We start from the raw sequence: 20,364 nt of genomic DNA, 5'->3' as shown, positions 1-20,364 counted from the left end.
TCTCACAACCTCTCATCATATAGAAAGAAGGATGATTCATATGACAGCAACAATCAAGAAAGTTATCGCAATGAGTGCGGTATTAATTGTGTTAACTTGGGCCATTTTTTCCATTGTAGCTTCAGCTGCTGAAAAAGATCTGAATTACGATATTTTAAAACATAAAACACAAGACGTATCCATGGCAAATGATTATTTCAATAAACCCGCTAAGTTAATTGATAAAAACGGTAAACAATATGTACAATTCACAGTCAACCACAGTCATTGGATTGTTAACTTTACATTTAACGGTCAAAAAGAAAATATTGTGCATGAAGATAAAGCAAAAGATGAACGTACTTCAGAATTTTTAATCGATAAAACATCAGGCGAAATTCCAGGCACAATTAAAGTGTATATCGATGAAGAAGTAAACGGTAAACCTTTTAAATATGACCATAACTACAACATCACATATTTATTAAAAGGTGATAAGCAAGGTGACAGTGCCGCAGCTGCATCCCATGCGGATGATTCAAAAGGTGACACTTCAAAAGGAGAAAATGCCGAAGCAACAGGAAAAGCAACATCATCAGATGCGACACCGACAAATCCACAAACAGCTGCCGGTGAATCTAAATGGCTTTATATCACTTTAATGGGTGCTTCAGCTGTATTACTTCTATCTTTTGTCGTCTATAAACGTAAAAAAGGACAACATTAAAATGAATGTACCTCACAAATGTTTAGTTGCTGCACTATGTGGCAGCTTACTTTGTTCATTTACCGTTGATAACTCAAAAGCTGAAGTCAATCATCAAACATTATCACAACAAACAGTTAAAGAGATACCTTTTAAAGTCTATAAAGAAAACAGTCAGGATGTGTCAGTTATGAATGATTATATGGCACATCCAGCAACTGTCAAAACTAAAAACAACAAAGTTTATTTACAGTTTAAATTGCTGCATCCAGAGTGGTGGAAAGCTTTTGAATTATATGAAGGTGATAAACAATGTGATGTACGTACAGTCAGTGAAACAAAAGAAGCACGTATTGTAGAAGTTGAAGTCACATCAGAGACGCAAACATTTACTTCAAAAGTACATATTATCGTCCCTGATATTCATTACGATCATCACTATACAACCAAAATTAATTTAGAAGCACAATTGCCAAAAGATGTGACACCTAAAGTACAACCGACACCAAAGCCAAGTCCTGAATCGAAGCCAAAAACTGACGTTCAACCAAAACCAGATACACAACCAACAGAAAAACACACACCCAAAAAAGTATTTCCTAAGAAATCCAATACCCACGTATCAGAAATACAGAATTTGCATTTCAAAGTATTAAAACATCAAACAAATGAACGATCAGTGATGGATCAATATATGGTACATCCAGCTAAAGTGACCTATCACAATCAGCAAGCTACTGTTCAAATGACATTAAAAAATGCTGCGTGGTGGAAGTCTTTCGAAATCTTTAATGGTGAAACGCGTATTCCAGTAAAAGTGGTAAGTGAAGATTCACAACAAGATCAACGTGTCATTGAATTTAACATGCCAAAAGATCAGAAAATATTGACCTCAAAAGTACATATTATTGTTCCGCATTTAAATTATGATCATCACTATACAACTGAAATGGTGTTTAATGAAACAGCTCAAGAGACAGACACACCAAGCCAACAAGAAGAAAAAGGTGGCACATCTATCAAACAAGATGAGGATACAGAAATATCAACAAATGAAACGACAGAAACGGTTGAAACTAAAGAAAATACTGTAGTAGAAACTCCGTCAGAACATGCATCTGAGACACATAATCATAAACAAACACCAACCAATTCAGCATTTAATCAGGCACAATCGATGAATGACACACCATTTATTACGTCATCAAGACCTTCACAACCAAGTGCTGTTAAAACAATACAAACTGCAAAAACAATGGAAGAACCGCCATTGCCTGAAATATTTCCTAAATTCAATCGGCATGCGGATGATGGTGAACCTATTAAATTTACAAAGACACATTCAGATGTTGGAAAGTATTTAAAGAGAATGAATCAAATTTATTTAGGTGCGGTGATTATTTTGGCGAGTGCTTTGTTAGTAGTCTCTACACTTTACGTTAGAAAGGGTGAAGGTAAAGGTCATGAGAAAAAACATTAAACAATGGTGTGTTGTACTTTTAGGTTTAATTGTTCTACTGACTGGTTGCCAAGCACAAGAAGATAAAAATAACCAAACATCTTCTGAAAAATACCGCATTGTACCGACAACAGTAGCTTTGACACAAACGTTAGATGCTTTGAATTTAGATATTGCAGGTAAACCAGATTCATATAAAACACTACCTAAAAGATATGACAATGTACCGAAAGTCGGACAACCGATGACACCAGATATGGAGAAGGTACAAGCTGTTCACCCGACACATATTTTAGGCGTTTCTACTATTGAAGATGAGACAAAACCTAAGTTCAAAATGATTAAAGCTAAAGCTATCTTTTATGACTATGACAGTCTAAAAGGCATGAAAACTTCTATTTCACAGATGGGTAAAGAATTTAATCGTGAAACAGAAGCATCAAAGCTAAATCAAAAATTAACTCATGCAGAAGAACAAATCAGACAAAAAGCAGCGCAACAAAAGCACCCTAAAGTACTTATTTTAATGGGTGTGCCAGGCAGTTATTTAGTTGCTACGAATCGCTCTTATATCGGCAATTTAGTTGAAATTGCGGGCGGTGAAAATGTGATTAAAGAAGATTCGAAACAATATCTAGCTTCTAATACAGAGTATCTGTATGACGTTGATCCAGATATTATTCTGCGTTTGCCACATGGAATGCCTGAAGAAGTTAAAAAGATGTTTGATAAAGAATTCAAAGAAAATGATATTTGGAAACATTTTAAAGCAGTCAAGACAGGTCGTGTCTATGATTTAGAAGAACAACCTTTCGGCATTACAGCTAATATCGATGCAGACCAAGCCATGCAAGATTTATATGATATCTTCTACAACAAGAAATGAGGTGCAATATGAAATATAAATTCAGTGTCGTCTTTATGTGTACCTTATTTCTCTTTGTTGTAGTGGTCTTGTTTGCGTTGCTTAACGGTAAATTAGGCATAAGTTCAGCTCAGCTTTGGAATAAAATCGCAACAGGTCATGATAATCAAATCGATGCGATTATAGATTTACGTTTACCACGTATCATTGTTGCGATTTGTGCAGGTGCTGCGTTATCCGTAGCGGGTGCTTATTTACAAGCAGTGCTGAAAAATCCGCTTGCTGATGCCAGTATTATCGGTGTCAGTTCAGGTGCCTTGGTGGCTAAAGCACTTGTGATGACTTTGATGCCGACTTTATTCTTTTATATGCCAATTATCAGCTTTATAGGCGGATTATTGCCATTTACTTTATTGTTTTATTTACAACATCGTTATCAGCTGAATCCGATGCGCATGCTGCTTGTCGGTGTGTCGATGTATGCGATGTTGAATGGTATGTTGGAATATTTAACCGCTAACCCAGCTGTGAGATTATCTGCTGGTTTATCTTTAAAAGTATGGAAAGACGTAGCACAAATTTCAGTGACAACGTGTATAGGACTTATCTTAGCTATAACTGTTATCTTTCAAGCGAATATGTTGGGATTTGATGATCGACAAGCACACAACTTAGGCTTTCCTATTCAACGTTACCGTATGTGGATAGGGTTAATTGCGGTCTTTTTAGCGAGCAGTGCAGTAGCTGTAGCTGGTGCTATGGCCTTTGTTGGTTTGATTGTACCGCATATTGCACGTCGATTAGTCGGCAGTGACTATAAGAAAGTTGTGATTTGTTGTGTGTTATTCGGTGCGATAGCCGTGCTATTAGCGGATACACTTGGCAGGTTGATGTCCCGTCAATTTGAAGTGCCAGCGCATATTATTACGGTCATTATCGGCGGACCTTATCTTATCTATTTAATTTGTAAAGGAGCGTACCGAAATGAATATCAACAACGTTGAGTTTAAATATGGTCAAAGACAACTCTTTAATGACTTGAATCTGACAATTAAACGTCATGCGGTAACTTCTATTATCGGACCGAATGGATCAGGTAAGAGTACCTTACTTCAAATGCTTGCAGGTTATCTTCAACCTCAGGCTGGTTGTGTGTACATAGAAGGCAATGATTTGAATACATTAGGTAAGAAACAACTTGCGCAAATGTTATCAGCAGTCCATCAAAACAATACAGCACCTGAAGATTTCACCGTTAAAACATTACTGCGCTATGGACGATATAGTCATCATCGTTGGTTGAAGAAGGATGTAAGAGGAGAAGCGGTCATTGAACGTGTACTTGAACAATTCAATTTAACTAAGTATGCAGATCGTCCGATTGGCGCTTTGTCCGGTGGCGAAAAACAACGTGTTTTTATCGCAATGGCCTTAGTCCAAGAACCACAATATTTATTATTAGATGAACCTACCACATTTTTAGATTTACATTATCAATATCAAGTCCTTGAGATGATTCGACAGTTAAACGACATGCATCGTTTAACTATCATCATGGTGCTTCATGATATAAATCAAGCTTTAACTTATAGTGATGAACTGATTTGTGTCGCAAATGGTGAAATTGCAGCACAAGGCAAGCCGCAAGCTATCGTGACACCAGAATTATTAAAAACAATTTACCAAATCGACGCAAAGATTATTCATGATAAAGATTGCGGCATATTAATTGGTAAATGTCACGGCGGGTGTTAATGGTGAATAAACTAATACGTGTCATTCAATTTGGATTAGTGCTGGTTATTATTGCGGCTATCTATCTTATCTTCCAACATCGTTTAGATAATGAAGCGGAAGAAAAACAATACGAGGTCTTACAAACGGACTATAAAAAGAAAGGGGTCCGCCCACAATTTGAAGCATTAGCAGAGGTCAATTCTGACATTCATGGGTGGATTCGTTTAGAAGGTACGAGTTTGAATTATCCCGTTTTACAATCCCGAGATAATGAAGATTACTTAGAACATAACTTTAAGAAACAAAAAACGAAAAAGGGCAGTATCTTTGTAGATTATCGTAATAACTTACAAGATTTATCTCAAAATACAGTGCTTTATGGTCATAGTGTTGGCGATAAAACTATGTTTGATGATTTACATCAATATTTGAATCAAACATTTTATGATGCACATCAAACGATAGAATTTGATACAAAGTATCATCAGTATGCGTTAAAAGTATTCAGCGCATATTCGACGGATGCCCATGATAACTATATACAGACAAATTTCAACAATGTACATGAATACGAACAGTTTTTAAAAGAAACGAAAAATAAATCGAAAATCAAAACAGATATTTCAGTTCATCCACAAGACAAGATAATGACGTTATCTACGTGTGAAGATGCTTTTTCGCGTTCTGATAAACGTGTTGTTGTGGTTGGAAAATTAATTGAAAACAGATAAAGGAGTGTATGCGCTATGTTTATGGCAGAAAACAAATTGAAATTAGATAAAGGTTCAGCAGAAGGAATTGTAGAACGTTTTTACAAACGACAAGGTATTGAAACAATTGAAGGTTTTAAAGAAATGTTTGTCACAACGACAAATAATTTAAAAGAATATGATGAAGTGAAAATTTTAACAATTTGGGATGCAGAAGCATGTTTCAAAAATTGGTTGAGCTCAGATGTCTTCAAAGATGCCCATAAAAATGTACGTCATCAATCTCAAGATCAAGCGAGTCCAATCCAAGATAATGAAGTACTGACTTATACAATTGGCTATTACTATTTAAATGATCAAGAGGGGAAATAGAACGAAGTTTATTTCTCATTATGCTTAAAAATAAGCAAACAAAAAAAGGTCTATTCATTCGGTATTTGAAATGAATAGACCTTTTAGTATGAACAGGAACAGGAATCCCACGACGAGTTAGCCAATTAAAACATCCTCCAATTGATTGTATTCTTCAATGTAACGATTGAATGCTGCTTCATCTTTTTCGATTAAAGCTTGGTCAATCAGTTCTGTAAGTTTTTCTTTACGTACATTGCGTAGAGCTTGATCAATTACGAGTTCTACCCCCAGGTCGTTTACATTCGCTACGAACGCCTTCAGTGTTCCATTTTTTACATTGATATTGTGATTCATTTTAATCACTGCCTTTCTTTTTTTAAGTTATTTACGAGTATACATTGCATTTAATCTAAAATCAATGAATATTCTGACTTTTTAAAAATTAAAAGTGTAATATTAACTCAAAAGTTTCTATTGACTTTTCTAGGTGCTAGTATACAATAATTACATGATTAGATGTCTAACGAATTCTAATCGTAATTAATTAAATAGGAGGACGTGCTTATGGACGAACATAGCATCTTCAAAAGCGATGATATGGCCATTATACCAGTCATTGCTCAAGAGTATGGAGCACTCCATACAAAATTGCTTACCTACAATAAAGATCCGAGGATTGTAGAAAGCTCCCCGCAAAAAACTTTAGACAACTCTTGTCGCTTTTATGGTTCAACCTTTCAATCACTTCGAACTGATACCGCTCGGATTACCAACATTAACAGTAAACCACCCATTTTACTTTCACCAGTTATTTCAATCTTTCTATTCTCTACCCATTCTGAACGCTCTGAAGACAATATTTGGATTAACATTGAATTTGTACAAGATATCAAAGCGTTGAAGAACAATACCACTAAAATCACTTTTTCTGACGGACAATCTTTAATCACAACCGCAACAGTCCGTACTATCTGGCATCAATATAAAAATGCAGCTTATTATGAACACATCATTAGAAAGCGTGTTAAGAAAATTAAATGGAATACAGAGCGTCCTATTGACTACTCTAAACCTGCTTTAGACGTGTATGAAACACTTTGTACTTATTTAGTGATTAATAACACACCACGCAGCTAGCGTAATTTTAAACATTTTATGATATTATCTCAAACTGCGGGATGTTTATAGGGAATGAGTGTAAATGTTCCGCAACTTTTTCGTTATTTTCTCTTGAATTATTTTAAGGGATTGTTATAATAGTATTTGTGCTTGAAGAAATTACATTATTCCACAGTAGCTCAGTGGTAGAGCTATCGGCTGTTAACCGATCGGTCGTAGGTTCGAGTCCTACCTGTGGAGCCATATGGAAACGTACTCAAGTTGGCCGAAGAGGCGCCCCTGCTAAGGGTGTAGGTCGCGAGAGCGGCGCGAGGGTTCGAATCCCTCCGTTTCCGTTACTGTAAGAATCCCATTAAATCAATGTCTAAGACGTTGACTTAATGGGATTTTTCTTTTTGTTAAAGTTGAATGAGAAAAGGTGAGAAACTGAGTTCTCACCTTAATCATGTAAAGCTTATTTAATTATGACATTAATCGAATTAATTCTTCTCTTGGAATATCTCCGAAATAATGATACGTATCGAATTCAGATAAAGCCGCTTCAATACTCTCGAAATTATGCAAGCTGCCGACTAATGCATGTTCTAAATCTGACACATCGCCGACACCGAAGAAGTCACCGAAAATTTTCGCATGTTCAATACGTCCGCGCTTAACATCCAATTTAATTTGAACGAAACCTTTTTCGAATTTCTCTTCACGTTCAAAGTTATATTTAGGGTTTTTACCATAGTTCCAATTCCATGAACGATATTTTTCATTACTTAATGCTTCAATGTTCTTCCAATCATCTTCAGTTAACACGTATTCTTCAACTTCATGTTCACCAAAGATATGTTTTAGGATAATTTCCTTGAAAGTTTCAATGTCAATCGGCTCTTCTAAGAATTCAGAGATGTTTGCGACACGTTTACGTACTGATTTAATCCCTTTAGATTGAATCTTCGCAGGGTTTACACGTAAAGCGTTCGCAACTTCGTTTAAGTCACTATCTAACATTAAAGTACCATGGCTGAACATACGCTCTTTCACTTTAACCATCGCATTTCCTGAAATTTTAGCTGCACCGATTTGGATATCGTTACGTCCAGTCATTTCAGCATCTACGCCCATTGCTTGTAAGGCTTGAACAATCGGTTCTGTGAACTTCTTAAAGTTATGGAAACTGTTGCCGTCGTCATCAGTGATAAAACTGAAGTTCAAGTTTCCGAAGTCATGATAAACGGCACCACCGCCTGAAATTCGACGCACAACATCGATATTGTGTTCATCTACATAATGTTGATCAACTTCTTCAATCGTATTTTGGTTTTTACCAATAATGATAGAAGGGCGGTTAATATAGAATAAAAAGTAATCGCTATCGTTAGGAAGGTGTTTTAACACATACTCTTCCATTGCTAAATTTAATGTGGGGTCTGTAATACCTTTGTTACTAACAAACTTCATACATTCTCTCTCCTTCTGTACTTACTTTGCTTGATACTTTATTTATGCCCTAATTTAGGATAAAATGCCAACTATACACTTTGCCAGAAAAAAGGCACCAGTCGGACTTCAATTACAATTATAACGTGTTTACAGGATATTTGTTTATTTGAAGAGAGAATTTTAGTACAATATAGAATAGTATAATTCAAGGAGGATCTGTAATGACTATTGCAGAAGTAGGAGATATTGTAGAATTTTATGACGGTTTAAGAGGCCGTGTCGAAAAAATTAATGATAACTCTGTTATTGTTGACTTAACTATTATGAAAAATTTTGAATCATTAGATTTACCTGAAAAAACGGTAATTAATCATAAACGCTATAAGATAGTTGATCAAGAAGGTTAAAATATAATGAAAACTAATACAAAAGCATTACTATGGTTTGTGATAAGCTTTGTAGTGTTCCACATCATCTTATTTATCATGTGGGGAGAACGACAAGAATATTGGTATCTGTATACAGGCATTATGTTGTTTGCGGGTATCAGTTATGTCTTTTATCAACGTGATTTAGAATCTAAACGATTGTTGACGTCTATCGGTATCGGTATTTTAACCGCAATCGCATTAATCATTGTACAGTTGATTATGTCTTTGATGTCACAAGATTTAACGTATACATCATTGATTAAAGATTTATCACGTTCTGGCGTTTACTTTAAATGGCAGATTTTAGTGACATTACTCTTTGTGATTCCTTGTCATGAACTTTATATGCGTACGGTACTGCAAAAACAATTGTTGAATCTTAAGTTACCGGCTTGGGCAGCGATTGTGATTACTGCACTCGCTTCAAGTTCACTCTTTTTCTACTTCGATCAAATCTGGTTATGCATTTTTATTTTCATCGTACAAGCTATTCTATCAATCAGCTATTATTATACGCGTCGAATTATTACAACTTCTGTTGCACAAATTGTGGCAGTGGTGTTATTACTGATTTTTCATCCTTAATTCAAAAGGACAAAAAAGAACCTGTCAGCTTATCTCAAGCTTGGACAGGTTCTTTTTGCTATATCTTAATTAATACGTTGAACGTTCTAAAAGTTCGAAATAAGAAATCTTGGAAATATCTACTACATATTCTGATGGTTCTGTAACGTGTAATGCGCCTGCATTTGAATTCTCTTCAACGGCTTCTACTGAAATTTCATTGCCGTTGTCCATATAAAGGACAAGGTATTTAGCAGGATTTTCATTTAAATACGTTAGAATCGTTGCTTTATTCATATAGTTTCAACTCCATTTAACTAAAATGTGATATTACCATGTTTGTCTGCTGGTCTGAATAGCATTGTATTGATTGCGCTGATAATCGCGATCACATGTGGAATGCCTGTCCAGAAGAACGCTAAGTGTAAAAGGCCTGAGCCGTTTTTACCTGCGTAGAATCTGTGCACCCCGAAGTTGCCGAGGAACAGTGCAAGTACAATATAAACAATTTTATTTACTTTCATACTGATTGCTCCTTTCTCCATTTAAGTGATACCTTTATTATGAATGATGAAATACAAACTTTCCAATAATACAAATGTTAAAATAATAAGTGAACAAACAATATAAATGATTGTTAAACTATATAGTGAATGATAATAACTAAACACATAAAGGAGAAAACAATGATTAGACCTGCTAAACCAACTGATAAACGTGCTATTGCAGAATTAACATATATTATCTGGCAAGATATGGAGTTGCCGATTGTAAAACGATTTGATAAATCTCATGTCATTCAATGGCTGGAACAAAGTATTACAGAAATACCTTATCGTTGTTATTACGACAATGTACAAGTTTACGATGTTGAAGGGGAAGTCGCTGGCGTTATTATTACGTATCTTGGTAAAGATGAAATGGATTTAGAAGAAAATTGGTTGAAGTTAGATTTACCAAAAGAAGCGAAAGCAATAGGAACACCTTTACCTTTAAGAGAAGCAAAATCAGATGAGCTATATATCGAAACTGTGGCTGTTTTCCCCAAATATAGAGGAAGAGGAATTGCGACACAGTTAATGGAATCTGTCATCCATCACTCTAAAACATATAAGCTGAGCTTGAGCTGTGATTTAGTAAACACAGGTGCGTTCAGACTTTACGAACGTTTAGGGTTTCATAGTGAAGGTGTGATTGATTTATATGGCCATGATTATTATCACATGGTCATTGAACCTCAAGAAGGATAAAAAAAGAGACTGGAACGAAAAGTTCCAATCTCTTTATCATCATCAAATACCGCCTAATAACGCACTGATATAAATCCCTAATGCATACAGTAAACCAAATACTGTGTTTGTTTTACCTGTTGCTGTCATAGCTGGCATCATTTCAGCAGGTGTATCGTTCTTTTTGAAACGACGAATGGCTTTGATAGGGAACGGGAATGATAACAGTACGAGTAAGTAAAAGATTGAACCGCCAGGTACAAAGAAAACAGTATAAATGACCCATGCATAAGCGATGATGTACATGAGGGCCATGAAGCGGATAGAATTGGCTTTACCTAATAAAATCGGTAATGTTTTGCGTCCGCTTGCTTTGTCTTTGACACGGTCTCGGATGTTATTGGCCATATTAATTAAGCCAATTGTGATAATAATCGGTACACTGATCCATACAGCATAACCTTGTAAGTTATCTGTTTGAATAAAGAACGCGATTAAAATAATAATCAATCCCATAAAGACGCCGGAGAACAACTCTCCAAAAGGTGTCCAAGAAATTGGGAAGGGACCGCCTGTATACAGATAACCGACTGCCATACACAAGATTCCGATTGGGATTAACCAATAAGAAGATTGTGAAGCGATAAATAAACCGATTAGCGCAGCAATCACATAAAAGGCGATGGCTAAGTTCATCACGAGTTTCGGGCTCATGCCGTTACGTACAATCGCACCGCCAATGCCCACTGATGTATGATCATCAAGACCTTTCTTGAAATCATAATACTCGTTGAACATATTTGTGGCTGCTTGAATTAAAAGACAAGCAAGTAACATCGCTAAAAACAAACTGAACTTAAGATGGTCTTCACTACCTAATAAGAATAACTTTGCTGTCGCTGTACCGACTAATACAGGTACTACAGCTGCAGTTAAAGTGTGAGGACGCATCAACAGCCAATATTTTCGAACAGTTGAAAATTCCTGATATTGTTTTGACATGGTTTCTCCTTCTTAACACTTAAAAATACCAAATTTCAGATTGCGGATTTTAAGACACAAAGATTCTATTATAAATTATCTGCATTCTGATTAATAAATTTATTTTAAGCAATAGAAAGAGAAAGGTCAAATCATGTAAAAATAGTAAATAATAAATGTGCAAATCAAAGTACAGATGAAGATAAAAAATGATACAATGAGATAATGTGATTAAGTAGAATGATGAAAGAAGTGAGATAGATGACTGTAAGTGTCAAGGATGATCAAATTCTCGACGCAATATATGAAAGCCGTGAAAAATGGGTTTCAGTGGAGGTTAAAATCGACCAGCCGACGAACCCAATCATGCTTTTCCAAATGACAGAAGATAAAGCAGATGACCGCTTCTACTTCAGGGAGAATACAGGAGAAACGGCCTTTTTCGGATATAACGCGCTTTTAAAATTTAAAAATGACTATGAAAATAAACAAACCATTTTCCGTGAATGGGAAAATTATAAAAATGATATCGCACTTATCCATCCAGATTCAAACAAACATCACTTAAAAGTGTGTGGAGGTTTCCAATTTTCAAGTCATAAATCAGATGACGAGTGGCGTCAATTCGGCTTGAACCATTTCGTGTTGCCGAAAGTATTAATTACGATGACCGCTTCAGAAACATTCGTCACTTATACAGTATTAAGAGAAGAGTTTAATATAGAAGACCTACATGAACTTGTACAACAAGTTGCAGAAACGAAAGTAGAACCGACACAACCTATTGGGGATGTAGTTCGCAGTGAAGATATCTATAAAGAAGAATGGTTAGAAATTGTGCAAGAAGCCATAGATTCTATGAATGACGAAGAAAAAATCGTTTTAGCACGCAGACGTATGATTCGCTTTGATCGACCAATTGATATCGCATATGTGTTAGAAAATGCGATGCACAACGAATCCAACAGCTATATATTCGTAATGCAATCGGAAGGGTCTGTGTTCTTTTCACAAACGCCAGAACAGCTGATGGAAGTCGAAAACCAAGTGTTATCGACGAAAGCAGTTGCAGGGACAATTAAACGTACATCTGATGAAACTGAAGATCAAAAACACGTAGATGCTTTCTTGAAAGATGAGAAAAACTTGCAAGAGCATCATTTTGTGGTGCAAAGTATTCTAGATGATATTGAGCCGTACGTTACAGATGTAGAATATAATAAGCATCCTAAAATCCTAAAAAATGATCATTTGTATCATTTATACACAGAGATTTCAGGGGCGTTAGAAAATAATACCTATATTGGCTTACTAGACCGTCTGCATCCAACACCTGCGTTAGGCGGTTATCCTAAAGAAAAAGCCATGGACTTTATCGAACAAAAAGAGTTCGGAACAAGAGGTCTGTATGGTGCGCCAGTAGGGTATATTGATATGGAAGATAATTGTGAATTTATCGTCGCAATCCGTTCTATGCTGATTAAAAAGAAACAAGCAACTTTATTTGCAGGTTGCGGTATTATTAAGCAGTCTGATCCACAGAGTGAATTAGAAGAAACTACACTTAAATTTACTCCGATGATGAATGCTTTAGGAGTCGAAAATCATGGATAATCATCAAACTTTATTAACCAAACAAGTGTTTACGTTAGCTTCAGAAATCTATGCATACGGCATCAGAGAAGTTGTCATTAGTCCAGGGTCTCGTTCAACACCGCTTGCTTTAGCGTTTGAAGCACACCCAGGTATTAAGACATGGATTCATCCAGATGAGCGCAGTGCTTCATTCTTTGCGCTCGGATTGATTAAGGGCAGCAATCGACCTGTTGCTATTTTATGTACGTCAGGAACAGCAGCAACCAACTATACGTCAGCAGTGGCTGAAAGTGATATCAGCAACTTGCCGTTAGTGGTATTAACAAGCGATCGCCCACATGAATTACGTGGCATTGGTGCGCCGCAAACGTTGAACCAGGTCAACATGTTCCAAAACTTTGTACGTCATCAGTTTGATATGCCATTAGCTGATGACACTACAGGTTCAACTGAAGATGTTATTCGTTTCCAAATGCAGATAGCAAGTCAATATTTTGAAGGCCCCAAACGTGGGCCTGTACATTTTAACTTGCCGTTTAGAGAACCGTTGACACCAGATTTCGAGATGACAGAGTGGTTAACGACTAACGAAAAAGTCATACCTAAATATCAAAAGACAGCTACGGTTGAAGCTATTAAGCCAATCTTGAAGAAAAAACGTGGTTTCGTTATTGTCGGCGATATGCAGCATCAAGATGTGAGAGAGTTGTTACCATTTGCGACGGTCCATGACTTGCCTATTTTAGCAGGTCCGCTTTCAGGTCTGCGTCAATCAGGTCACCCGAATATTATTTCAACGTATGACTTACTATTTCGTGCAGGTTTAGATCCGAAAGATATTGATTTTGTGATTCGTGTCGGCAAACCAGTATTATCTAAGAAATTAAATCAATGGTTGAAAGCTACAGATGCTTATCAAATTGCGGTACAAAACAGTGCGCAGCCAGATGCTTTCCCAACACCGGCAGATATTACATTTGAAATGACACCAAACGACTTCTTCCGTGCACTTGGCGATATTCCGACAGCTTATCGTAAACGTTGGTTATCCCAATGGCAAGATATGGATAGTCGTGCAAAAATCGAAGTAAAAAATTATATCGATCATGCGACAGACGAAGCGGCGAATGTCGGTATCTTATTAGATAAACTTACTAAAGAAGATGCTTTATTTGTCAGCAATTCTATGCCAATTAGAGATGTGGATAATCTATTTGTAAATAGTGAAGCGGAAATCTATGCCAACCGCGGTGCTAATGGTATCGATGGTGTCGTTTCTACTGCAATCGGTATGGCAGTGCATAAGAAAGTGACATTGTTAATCGGTGATTTAGCTTTCTATCATGACATGAACGGTTTGTTGATGGCTAAATTGAATGATATTCATTTAAATATTGTGTTGTTGAATAATGATGGCGGCGGTATATTCTCTTATCTGCCACAAAAAGAATCAGCAGCGAAATACTTTGAACGTTTATTCGGTACACCGACGCATCTTGAGTTCAAACATGCGGCCATGTTGTATGATTTCAACTATGCCTTAATGGATTCTGTCGAAGACTTTAAATTCACGCCATTATCACAATTAGAATCATACATTTATGAAATTCGTACAGACCGTGAAGACAATCATCAACAACACCAAATCCTATATCAGAAATTGAGTGATATTGCGAATGTTGAATTATAATTTTTATGACAGTCAAAAAACAGAAAATCATAACTTGCTTGTTTTGTTGCATGGATTTATCAGTGATGCGACATCATTTAGTTCACACATTGACAAACTGACTGAAGCAGCAGCTGTTGTAACGATAGAACTGCCTGGACATGGTCAAGATAACAGCGACAGAACTAAGCAATGGGATTTCGATTTTATTTGCGATGCGTTAGATAATGTACTCGTACAATTTAAAGCTTATGATATCTATTTACATGGCTACTCTATGGGTGGCCGTGCAGCATTGTATTATGCCTTACATGGTCAATTAGACCTAGCAGGTTTGGTTTTAGAAAGTGCTTCACCAGGCATTGCAGATGAAACAGCGCAAAAAGAACGTCAGCAAGTTGATGAAGCAAGAGCTAAAGTATTAGAAATTGCGGGCATTGAAGTGTTTGTGAATGATTGGGAGAAATTACCATTGTTTGCGAGCCAAGCAGAGATGATGACAAAAGAACAACGCCAGAAACATCGTGCAATGCGCTTAGCACAAGATCCAAAAGGTTTGGCGAAAGCACTGCGTGACTATGGCACAGGTCATATGCCGAATTTATGGCCAGAACTTGCGCAACTTCAGCTGCCGGTCTCTCTGATTGTCGGCGAGTATGACGAAAAGTTTGTGGAACTTGCGCATAAGATGCATCAGCAACTTCCAAACAGTGAAGTTCATGTTGTGGAAGGTGCTGGCCATACGGTTCACGTGGAAGAACCAACACAATTTGATATACTAATATTAGGTTTTTTAAATAAGGAGGAGCAAAATGACTAGACAATGGGAAACAATTAAAGAATATGAAGAGATAAAATATGAGTTTTTCGATGGTATTGCTAAAATTACAATCAACCGTCCAGAAGTGCGTAATGCATTCACACCAAAAACGGTTCAAGAGATGATTGACGCATTCTCACGTGCACGCGATGATCAACGTATTTCTGTAATCATCTTAACAGGTGAAGGCGACATGGCATTCTGTTCAGGTGGCGACCAAAAAGTTCGCGGTCACGGCGGATATGTTGGCGACGACCAAATTCCTCGTTTAAACGTATTAGATTTACAACGTTTAATCCGTGTTATTCCTAAACCAGTCATCGCAATGGTTCGTGGATATGCAATCGGCGGCGGCAACGTATTACAAGTCGTATGTGACTTAACAATCGCTGCAGACAATGCAAGATTCGGTCAAACTGGACCTAAAGTCGGTTCATTCGATGCAGGTTACGGTTCAGGTTATTTAGCTCGTATCGTAGGTCACAAGAAAGCGCGTGAAATCTGGTACTTATGCCGTCAATACGACGCACAACAAGCTTTAGATATGGGCTTAGTCAACACAGTTGTACCATTAGACCAAATTGAAGATGAAACAGTACAATGGTGTCAAGAAATCATGCAACATTCACCAACTGCTTTACGTTTCTTAAAAGCAGCAATGAATGCTGATACTGACGGTTTAGCAGGTCTTCAACAAATGGCTGGGGATGCAACTTTACTTTATTACACAACTGATGAAGCGAAAGAAGGTCGTGACGCATTTAAAGAAAAACGTCAACCTGACTTTGATCAATTCCCTAAATTCCCATAATAGATTAATCATTTAGATGAGGTTCTTATTAAGTCTCTCGTGTTCATACCTTTGGGTGTGAAGCGGGAGGCTTTTTATGTCGTTTTTTTACTTATTAGGTAAATAAAAAATGCACGTCCAGCGATTAAAATTATAAAGTGCACGTTAGGATTAATATATTTTTAAAGTCGGCATAACTCTTTATTTTATGTGTATTATTGTGTGTTTTATTTTGCGGAGTGAGTTAAACAAATTATATAAAGCAAGTACAAATTTACTTAATAAATAAAACTATTTCATTGACATTCATTATGATGTTGAATATATTTTAAGGTAGAGGTGAAATTATATGAGTAATAGCACAAAGAAGAATTTAGATCACGACTTATGTTTTCTTTTTTATATCACAACAAAAGAAGTGATCAACCGTTTTAACAAGTTTCTGAAACAATACAATATCAGCTTCCCAAATTATATGGTCTTATCTTATATTGAAGATGATGAAGAAGTGTTTGTGAAAACACTTTGCAATAAATTGTTTTTAGATTCAGGGACAATCAGTCCGATTGTAAAGCGCTTAGAAAAGAAGAACTTGGTCATTAGAAAAAGACTACCTGAAGATGAACGAAAAGTGATGTTAAGTTTAACTGAAGAGGGAAAAGAATTAAAAGCACAATTCAAGAACATTTCAACACAAGTAATTAATCAATTGAATTTAGATTCTGATGAAAAAGAAGATTACTATAACATGATGCGTGGTTTCGCACAAAAGAATCTAAGTCAACCAGAAGTTTAGTCAAGTCAACAAGAAATACTGAGAATAAAGAGGGAATGTTATGCTCATAAGAGAGGATAATTTTTTTAGGGATAATATTAAGATAACTCGCACATTAAAAAGAATAAAAAAGAAAGTGGGGTAGAACTAGCGAACTAGTCTATCTCACTTTCTTAATGATGATTTATTTTACATACTGATTTAAATAATTTTCAAGACGATCCATACCTTCTTTGATGGTATCTAAGTCATAAGCATATGAAATACGAATATGACCTTTACCTGCATCTGTAAAAGCAGAACCAGGTACCATCGCAATATGACCTTTTTCTAAGGCATCGACACAGAAATTAAAGTCATCTTCAATACCGAATGGCGCAAGGCTCGGGAAAATATAGAATGCACCTTCAGGTTCAGCATCGATTTTAAAGCCCATATCAAGTAAACGTTGTTTTAAATAAGCTAAACGTTCTTTGTATGCTTTATTCATCGCTTTTGGCGCATCGATGCCATCTGTTAACGCAGCGATACAAGCGATTTGAGCGGGTACATTGGCACAAATCGTATTATAGGCATGCATAAATGTCAATTTCTTTATTAAGTACTCAGGGCCTAGTAAAAAGCCTATACGGATACCTGTAGCTGAATGGGATTTACTTAAACCGCTGATTAATAATAATTGATCACGTAAACCTTCAAATTCCGCAAGGGATGTGTGTTTAACTTTAAAGGTATTTTCAGCATAAATTTCGTCACTTAACACAAAAATTTCGTGTTGTTGTAGCTCTTCAGCAATCGCTTCAGCTTCTGTTCTATTTAAAATAACTCCTGTTGGATTGGTAGGGTAGTTTAAAAGAATCGCTTTTGTTTTATCGTTTACATGTGAACGAATTGCTTCAGGCGTAATTTTAAAGTCTGTTTGTGTAGTATCTACATAAACAGGATGACCGCCTAATGTTTCAATCAATGGAATATAGCCTGCATAAATAGGACCAGGAATAATGATTTCATCTCCAGGTTCTAAGATGCTGCGTAAAGCTGTATCAATAGCTTCACTTGCACCATTCGTCACAATAATTTCTTCCTCTGTGTAATCCACATTATAACGAAGGTTGAAGTATTGACGGATGGCACTTCTTGTTTCCATTAAGCCTTTATTATGAGAATAACTCGTTTCATCATTTTCAATCGCTTTAATGTACGCGTCTTTAACCACATCAGGCATAGGGAAGTCAGGTTGACCGATTGTTAAGTTGATACAATCCGGTATATTTTTAATTCGGCTTGAAAATTGTCTGATGCTTGGCGCACGTAAAAATTTAGAATTTGTATTTAAAGATAATTTCACTCTGTTAACACCTCAATTGATTACTGCACTATGTAAGTAAATGCTATCTTATCATATTGTAACACTGAAAACCGTCAAAAAGTCTGAATTGCTTTAATTTTAAGTCGATAATTGTCAAAAGAAAAGTGAGGCAATGTTGATTTGCCTCACAATACTTTATAATTTAGATTTAAATTTTGATGGTGACTTGAGATTGATGACTGGATTGGTCCATTTTGCTACAAAGTTTGTGGATAACAGGTAGACAATGAGTGCTGTTAAACCAATCAAGTATAGGTAAGTCCACAACGTAACTGGGTCTTGGAAAGGATAAAGTTTAAAGCCTCGAATCAATCCAATCGCAATACCGTGTAACAGATAAATGTACATAGTACGTTGGCCAATATACGTAAACCAATGTAATCCTGAAGGGATTAGGTTCAAGAATGAGAACATCGTGGCACAAATAATGATATAGAGCAATAGACGTTTCAATGGACTATAGACGTCAGGACCATCCAAAGAACTATATGGTGAGCTGCCGAGCAACCAATCAGAATTAATCGGATGAATCATATATACGATATAGAATCCAACTAAAATCAATAATGAAATTGGAATTAACTTCTTATTTCTCAGTAACATCGCTTGATGTTTATTCATTAAAAACCCTAGATAGAAAATAGGGAAGAACACAATCGTTCTTGAATAACTCATATAGCCGTCGATATCAGAAGAGAATCCTGCCAATAAAGACACTATTACAGCAATCGGTAATACGTAATAAGCTTTATAGTTCTTTACAATCACTAAGACAACATGAAAGATAAAGAGCGTAATTAAGAACCATAACGCAAAGACAGGATCAAATGGATCCAACTGCAAGTGACTGCTTTTACCTGTCAGATAATAATAGATTGAGAAGAAACTAAAGAACACAAAATAAGGTACTAATAGTTTTTTCGCAACTTTTTCTAAATGATCCGGCTTACCGATATTTTTCGCAAAGTAACCACTTATAAATAGGAAAGAGGGCATATGGAAACTGTATATTAATAAATACAGTGCACCCATGTGCTTATGTCCTTCTACATAAGGGTTTAATAAATGTCCGAATACCACTAAATAAATTAAAAAGGCACGGGCATTATCAAAATAATAATCTCTATGGGATAGTGATTTATGCATATGTAAACTCCTTTTGAGATTTTAGATAATCTTAACGTATTATACATACCAACTTAAATGCAAGATAAACAACTTTTGCAAGTTAATGTTGTGTATTTTCCGCAAAAAACTTATAATATGTATATTAAAACTAGCGGGGTATAACATCTATGTTTAAACAACTTGAACAACAAATAACACTGACACACAATGATTTGATTATCGTAAATAAACGTTTTGGGCAACGCGCTAATTTAACAACTGAACAAATTGAACTTTTACGAATTTTGAATGAGCATCATAGTTTATCACAATATGATTTAACAATGAAAATCGGAAAGGAACAATCTATTGTTTCAAGATGGATTAAAAAACTCGTCAATTTAGGTTATGTGATCAGTATTCAATCGAACCATGATTTACGTTGTAAAGTATTAAGTGTCACGCCGAAATCCGAAGAATTAATCAATCAAATTAATGACGCTCGCCGAGAATGGTTACAAAAACACTGTGAAGAGTTATCCGCTGAAGATGTGGAAACATTATATAACTTACTAGCAAAATTAAATAAAAAAACCTTTTACATTTAAAAAGAATGCGGTATACAGAACTTGTATACCGTATTTTTAATGAATAAGGACCTGCAGCATTTTAT

At 36.0% G+C, this 20,364-nt stretch carries 24 protein-coding genes and 2 tRNA genes; 19 read left to right on the top strand and 7 right to left on the bottom strand.

The window, feature by feature from the left end; translation table 11 throughout:
• Positions 1-40 precede the first annotated feature (40 nt).
• Genes isdC through MUA87_RS09120 form a run of 7 tightly spaced genes read left to right on the top strand, consistent with a single transcriptional unit; the run spans position 41 to position 5,828 of the window.
• Complete coding sequence (gene isdC, locus MUA87_RS09150) at positions 41-706, top strand: heme uptake protein IsdC (RefSeq protein ID WP_262550602.1); 666 nt, start codon at positions 41-43, stop codon at positions 704-706.
• A gap of 1 nt (position 707) precedes the next feature.
• Complete coding sequence (locus tag MUA87_RS09145) at positions 708-2,165, top strand: NEAT domain-containing protein (RefSeq protein ID WP_262550600.1); 1,458 nt, start codon at positions 708-710, stop codon at positions 2,163-2,165.
• Positions 2,149-3,030: a heme ABC transporter substrate-binding protein IsdE gene (gene isdE, locus MUA87_RS09140; protein ID WP_262546496.1), complete on the top strand. Its 882-nt coding sequence runs from the start codon at positions 2,149-2,151 to the stop codon at positions 3,028-3,030. Before MUA87_RS09145 ends, isdE begins: the two co-directional genes overlap by 17 nt.
• Positions 3,031-3,038: 8 nt before the next feature.
• Positions 3,039-4,013 carry a FecCD family ABC transporter permease gene (locus tag MUA87_RS09135; RefSeq protein WP_262550597.1) on the top strand — a complete coding sequence of 325 codons (975 nt, stop codon included), beginning with the start codon at positions 3,039-3,041 and terminating at the stop codon, positions 4,011-4,013.
• The gene (locus MUA87_RS09130; RefSeq protein WP_070625856.1) at positions 3,994-4,764 is read left to right on the top strand and encodes an ABC transporter ATP-binding protein; all 771 of its coding nucleotides are present in this window, start codon (positions 3,994-3,996) and stop codon (positions 4,762-4,764) included. Before MUA87_RS09135 ends, MUA87_RS09130 begins: the two co-directional genes overlap by 20 nt.
• Positions 4,764-5,477 carry a class B sortase gene (srtB, locus tag MUA87_RS09125; protein WP_262550595.1) on the top strand — a complete coding sequence of 238 codons (714 nt, stop codon included), beginning with the start codon at positions 4,764-4,766 and terminating at the stop codon, positions 5,475-5,477. The genes MUA87_RS09130 and srtB overlap by 1 nt, the downstream gene beginning before the upstream one ends.
• 15 nt (positions 5,478-5,492) lie before the next feature.
• On the top strand, positions 5,493-5,828 hold the full coding sequence (locus MUA87_RS09120; protein ID WP_002480445.1) for an antibiotic biosynthesis monooxygenase: 336 nt from the start codon (positions 5,493-5,495) through the stop codon (positions 5,826-5,828).
• Positions 5,829-5,945: 117 nt separating this feature from the next.
• Here the strand turns inward: MUA87_RS09120 and MUA87_RS09115 are convergent, their stop codons facing one another.
• Positions 5,946-6,164 (bottom strand): IDEAL domain-containing protein, encoded by a 219-nt coding sequence (locus MUA87_RS09115; RefSeq protein WP_002480446.1) that lies wholly within the window; start codon positions 6,162-6,164, stop codon positions 5,946-5,948.
• Positions 6,165-6,374: 210 nt separating this feature from the next.
• Here MUA87_RS09115 and MUA87_RS09110 point away from each other — a divergent pair, with 210 nt between their 5' ends.
• The 3 genes from MUA87_RS09110 to MUA87_RS09100 all read left to right on the top strand — a co-directional run bounded on the left by MUA87_RS09110 (position 6,375) and on the right by MUA87_RS09100 (position 7,264).
• Positions 6,375-6,947, top strand: coding sequence for a competence protein ComK (locus tag MUA87_RS09110; RefSeq protein WP_002480447.1), 573 nt, complete (start codon positions 6,375-6,377; stop codon positions 6,945-6,947).
• A 150-nt stretch (positions 6,948-7,097) separates the two neighbouring features.
• Positions 7,098-7,172, top strand: a tRNA-Asn gene (locus MUA87_RS09105).
• 3 nt (positions 7,173-7,175) lie between these two features.
• Positions 7,176-7,264: transfer RNA gene (locus MUA87_RS09100), tRNA-Ser, on the top strand.
• Positions 7,265-7,391: 127 nt separating this feature from the next.
• Here the strand turns inward: MUA87_RS09100 and MUA87_RS09095 are convergent.
• On the bottom strand, positions 7,392-8,378 hold the full coding sequence (locus tag MUA87_RS09095) for a lipoate--protein ligase (RefSeq protein WP_002480448.1): 987 nt from the start codon (positions 8,376-8,378) through the stop codon (positions 7,392-7,394).
• A 203-nt stretch (positions 8,379-8,581) separates the two neighbouring features.
• Between MUA87_RS09095 and MUA87_RS09090 the strand changes: the two genes are divergently transcribed.
• Positions 8,582-8,767, top strand: coding sequence for a YkvS family protein (locus MUA87_RS09090; protein WP_002480449.1), 186 nt, complete (start codon positions 8,582-8,584; stop codon positions 8,765-8,767).
• Positions 8,768-8,773: 6 nt separating this feature from the next.
• Complete coding sequence (locus MUA87_RS09085; protein ID WP_002480450.1) at positions 8,774-9,376, top strand: CPBP family glutamic-type intramembrane protease; 603 nt, start codon at positions 8,774-8,776, stop codon at positions 9,374-9,376.
• A 69-nt stretch (positions 9,377-9,445) separates the two neighbouring features.
• On the opposite strand, the gene MUA87_RS09080 is transcribed toward MUA87_RS09085, so the two are convergent.
• Together MUA87_RS09080 and MUA87_RS09075 are read right to left on the bottom strand one after the other, a co-directional pair.
• Entirely contained in the window at positions 9,446-9,652 is a 207-nt protein-coding gene (locus MUA87_RS09080) for a hypothetical protein (RefSeq protein ID WP_002480451.1), read from the bottom strand.
• Between the two features lie 20 nt (positions 9,653-9,672).
• Complete coding sequence (locus MUA87_RS09075) at positions 9,673-9,879, bottom strand: TM2 domain-containing protein (RefSeq protein ID WP_002480452.1); 207 nt, start codon at positions 9,877-9,879, stop codon at positions 9,673-9,675.
• A gap of 162 nt (positions 9,880-10,041) precedes the next feature.
• Between MUA87_RS09075 and MUA87_RS09070 the strand changes: the two genes are divergently transcribed.
• Positions 10,042-10,605: a GNAT family N-acetyltransferase gene (locus MUA87_RS09070; RefSeq protein WP_060803875.1), complete on the top strand. Its 564-nt coding sequence runs from the start codon at positions 10,042-10,044 to the stop codon at positions 10,603-10,605.
• Positions 10,606-10,647: 42 nt separating this feature from the next.
• Here the strand turns inward: MUA87_RS09070 and MUA87_RS09065 are convergent, their stop codons facing one another.
• Positions 10,648-11,586: a 1,4-dihydroxy-2-naphthoate polyprenyltransferase gene (locus tag MUA87_RS09065; protein WP_105978573.1), complete on the bottom strand. Its 939-nt coding sequence runs from the start codon at positions 11,584-11,586 to the stop codon at positions 10,648-10,650.
• A gap of 240 nt (positions 11,587-11,826) precedes the next feature.
• Between MUA87_RS09065 and MUA87_RS09060 the strand changes: the two genes are divergently transcribed.
• The 5 genes from MUA87_RS09060 (at position 11,827) to MUA87_RS09040 (ending at position 17,236) form a co-directional block, all read left to right on the top strand.
• Positions 11,827-13,179, top strand: coding sequence for an isochorismate synthase (locus MUA87_RS09060; protein WP_262550591.1), 1,353 nt, complete (start codon positions 11,827-11,829; stop codon positions 13,177-13,179).
• On the top strand, positions 13,172-14,851 hold the full coding sequence (menD, locus tag MUA87_RS09055) for a 2-succinyl-5-enolpyruvyl-6-hydroxy-3-cyclohexene-1-carboxylic-acid synthase (protein ID WP_105978575.1): 1,680 nt from the start codon (positions 13,172-13,174) through the stop codon (positions 14,849-14,851). The genes MUA87_RS09060 and menD overlap by 8 nt, the downstream gene beginning before the upstream one ends.
• A complete protein-coding gene (menH, locus tag MUA87_RS09050) occupies positions 14,838-15,650 on the top strand; it encodes a 2-succinyl-6-hydroxy-2,4-cyclohexadiene-1-carboxylate synthase (RefSeq protein WP_023015845.1) in 813 nt (270 codons plus the stop codon). The genes menD and menH overlap by 14 nt, the downstream gene beginning before the upstream one ends.
• A complete protein-coding gene (gene menB / locus MUA87_RS09045; RefSeq protein WP_002480458.1) occupies positions 15,643-16,461 on the top strand; it encodes a 1,4-dihydroxy-2-naphthoyl-CoA synthase in 819 nt (272 codons plus the stop codon). Before menH ends, menB begins: the two co-directional genes overlap by 8 nt.
• 328 nt (positions 16,462-16,789) lie before the next feature.
• The gene (locus tag MUA87_RS09040) at positions 16,790-17,236 is read left to right on the top strand and encodes a MarR family winged helix-turn-helix transcriptional regulator (protein ID WP_002480459.1); all 447 of its coding nucleotides are present in this window, start codon (positions 16,790-16,792) and stop codon (positions 17,234-17,236) included.
• Between the two features lie 163 nt (positions 17,237-17,399).
• On the opposite strand, the gene MUA87_RS09035 is transcribed toward MUA87_RS09040, so the two are convergent.
• Together MUA87_RS09035 and MUA87_RS09030 are read right to left on the bottom strand one after the other, a co-directional pair.
• Positions 17,400-18,563, bottom strand: a complete 1,164-nt coding sequence (locus tag MUA87_RS09035; protein ID WP_262550587.1) for an aminotransferase class I/II-fold pyridoxal phosphate-dependent enzyme — start codon at positions 18,561-18,563, stop codon at positions 17,400-17,402.
• Positions 18,564-18,719: 156 nt separating this feature from the next.
• Positions 18,720-19,730, bottom strand: coding sequence for an acyltransferase family protein (locus tag MUA87_RS09030; protein WP_002480461.1), 1,011 nt, complete (start codon positions 19,728-19,730; stop codon positions 18,720-18,722).
• Positions 19,731-19,879: 149 nt separating this feature from the next.
• On the opposite strand from MUA87_RS09030, the gene MUA87_RS09025 reads away from it, so the two are divergent.
• Entirely contained in the window at positions 19,880-20,299 is a 420-nt protein-coding gene (locus MUA87_RS09025) for a MarR family transcriptional regulator (RefSeq protein WP_002480462.1), read from the top strand.
• Positions 20,300-20,364: the final 65 nt, after the last annotated feature.

This window comes from Staphylococcus simulans (assembly GCF_025561465.1).
GTDB lineage: Bacteria > Bacillota > Bacilli > Staphylococcales > Staphylococcaceae > Staphylococcus > Staphylococcus simulans.
This window is presented reverse-complemented; position numbering and strand designations above follow the sequence as displayed.

Excerpts from the sequence above, each read along its gene's own strand:
- isdC (WP_262550602.1), top strand. The coding sequence starts at position 41 with ATGACAGCAACAATCAAGAAAGTTATCGCAATGAGTGCGGTATTAATT.
- MUA87_RS09145 (WP_262550600.1), top strand. The coding sequence starts at position 708 with ATGAATGTACCTCACAAATGTTTAGTTGCTGCACTATGTGGCAGCTTA.
- isdE (WP_262546496.1), top strand. The coding sequence starts at position 2,149 with ATGAGAAAAAACATTAAACAATGGTGTGTTGTACTTTTAGGTTTAATT.
- MUA87_RS09135 (WP_262550597.1), top strand. The coding sequence starts at position 3,039 with ATGAAATATAAATTCAGTGTCGTCTTTATGTGTACCTTATTTCTCTTT.
- MUA87_RS09130 (WP_070625856.1), top strand. The coding sequence starts at position 3,994 with ATGAATATCAACAACGTTGAGTTTAAATATGGTCAAAGACAACTCTTT.
- srtB (WP_262550595.1), top strand. The coding sequence starts at position 4,764 with ATGGTGAATAAACTAATACGTGTCATTCAATTTGGATTAGTGCTGGTT.
- MUA87_RS09120 (WP_002480445.1), top strand. The coding sequence starts at position 5,493 with ATGTTTATGGCAGAAAACAAATTGAAATTAGATAAAGGTTCAGCAGAA.
- MUA87_RS09115 (WP_002480446.1), bottom strand. The coding sequence starts at position 6,164 with ATGAATCACAATATCAATGTAAAAAATGGAACACTGAAGGCGTTCGTA.
- MUA87_RS09110 (WP_002480447.1), top strand. The coding sequence starts at position 6,375 with ATGGACGAACATAGCATCTTCAAAAGCGATGATATGGCCATTATACCA.
- MUA87_RS09095 (WP_002480448.1), bottom strand. The coding sequence starts at position 8,378 with ATGAAGTTTGTTAGTAACAAAGGTATTACAGACCCCACATTAAATTTA.
- MUA87_RS09090 (WP_002480449.1), top strand. The coding sequence starts at position 8,582 with ATGACTATTGCAGAAGTAGGAGATATTGTAGAATTTTATGACGGTTTA.
- MUA87_RS09085 (WP_002480450.1), top strand. The coding sequence starts at position 8,774 with ATGAAAACTAATACAAAAGCATTACTATGGTTTGTGATAAGCTTTGTA.
- MUA87_RS09080 (WP_002480451.1), bottom strand. The coding sequence starts at position 9,652 with ATGAATAAAGCAACGATTCTAACGTATTTAAATGAAAATCCTGCTAAA.
- MUA87_RS09075 (WP_002480452.1), bottom strand. The coding sequence starts at position 9,879 with ATGAAAGTAAATAAAATTGTTTATATTGTACTTGCACTGTTCCTCGGC.
- MUA87_RS09070 (WP_060803875.1), top strand. The coding sequence starts at position 10,042 with ATGATTAGACCTGCTAAACCAACTGATAAACGTGCTATTGCAGAATTA.
- MUA87_RS09065 (WP_105978573.1), bottom strand. The coding sequence starts at position 11,586 with ATGTCAAAACAATATCAGGAATTTTCAACTGTTCGAAAATATTGGCTG.
- MUA87_RS09060 (WP_262550591.1), top strand. The coding sequence starts at position 11,827 with ATGACTGTAAGTGTCAAGGATGATCAAATTCTCGACGCAATATATGAA.
- menD (WP_105978575.1), top strand. The coding sequence starts at position 13,172 with ATGGATAATCATCAAACTTTATTAACCAAACAAGTGTTTACGTTAGCT.
- menH (WP_023015845.1), top strand. The coding sequence starts at position 14,838 with ATGTTGAATTATAATTTTTATGACAGTCAAAAAACAGAAAATCATAAC.
- menB (WP_002480458.1), top strand. The coding sequence starts at position 15,643 with ATGACTAGACAATGGGAAACAATTAAAGAATATGAAGAGATAAAATAT.
- MUA87_RS09040 (WP_002480459.1), top strand. The coding sequence starts at position 16,790 with ATGAGTAATAGCACAAAGAAGAATTTAGATCACGACTTATGTTTTCTT.
- MUA87_RS09030 (WP_002480461.1), bottom strand. The coding sequence starts at position 19,730 with ATGCATAAATCACTATCCCATAGAGATTATTATTTTGATAATGCCCGT.
- MUA87_RS09025 (WP_002480462.1), top strand. The coding sequence starts at position 19,880 with ATGTTTAAACAACTTGAACAACAAATAACACTGACACACAATGATTTG.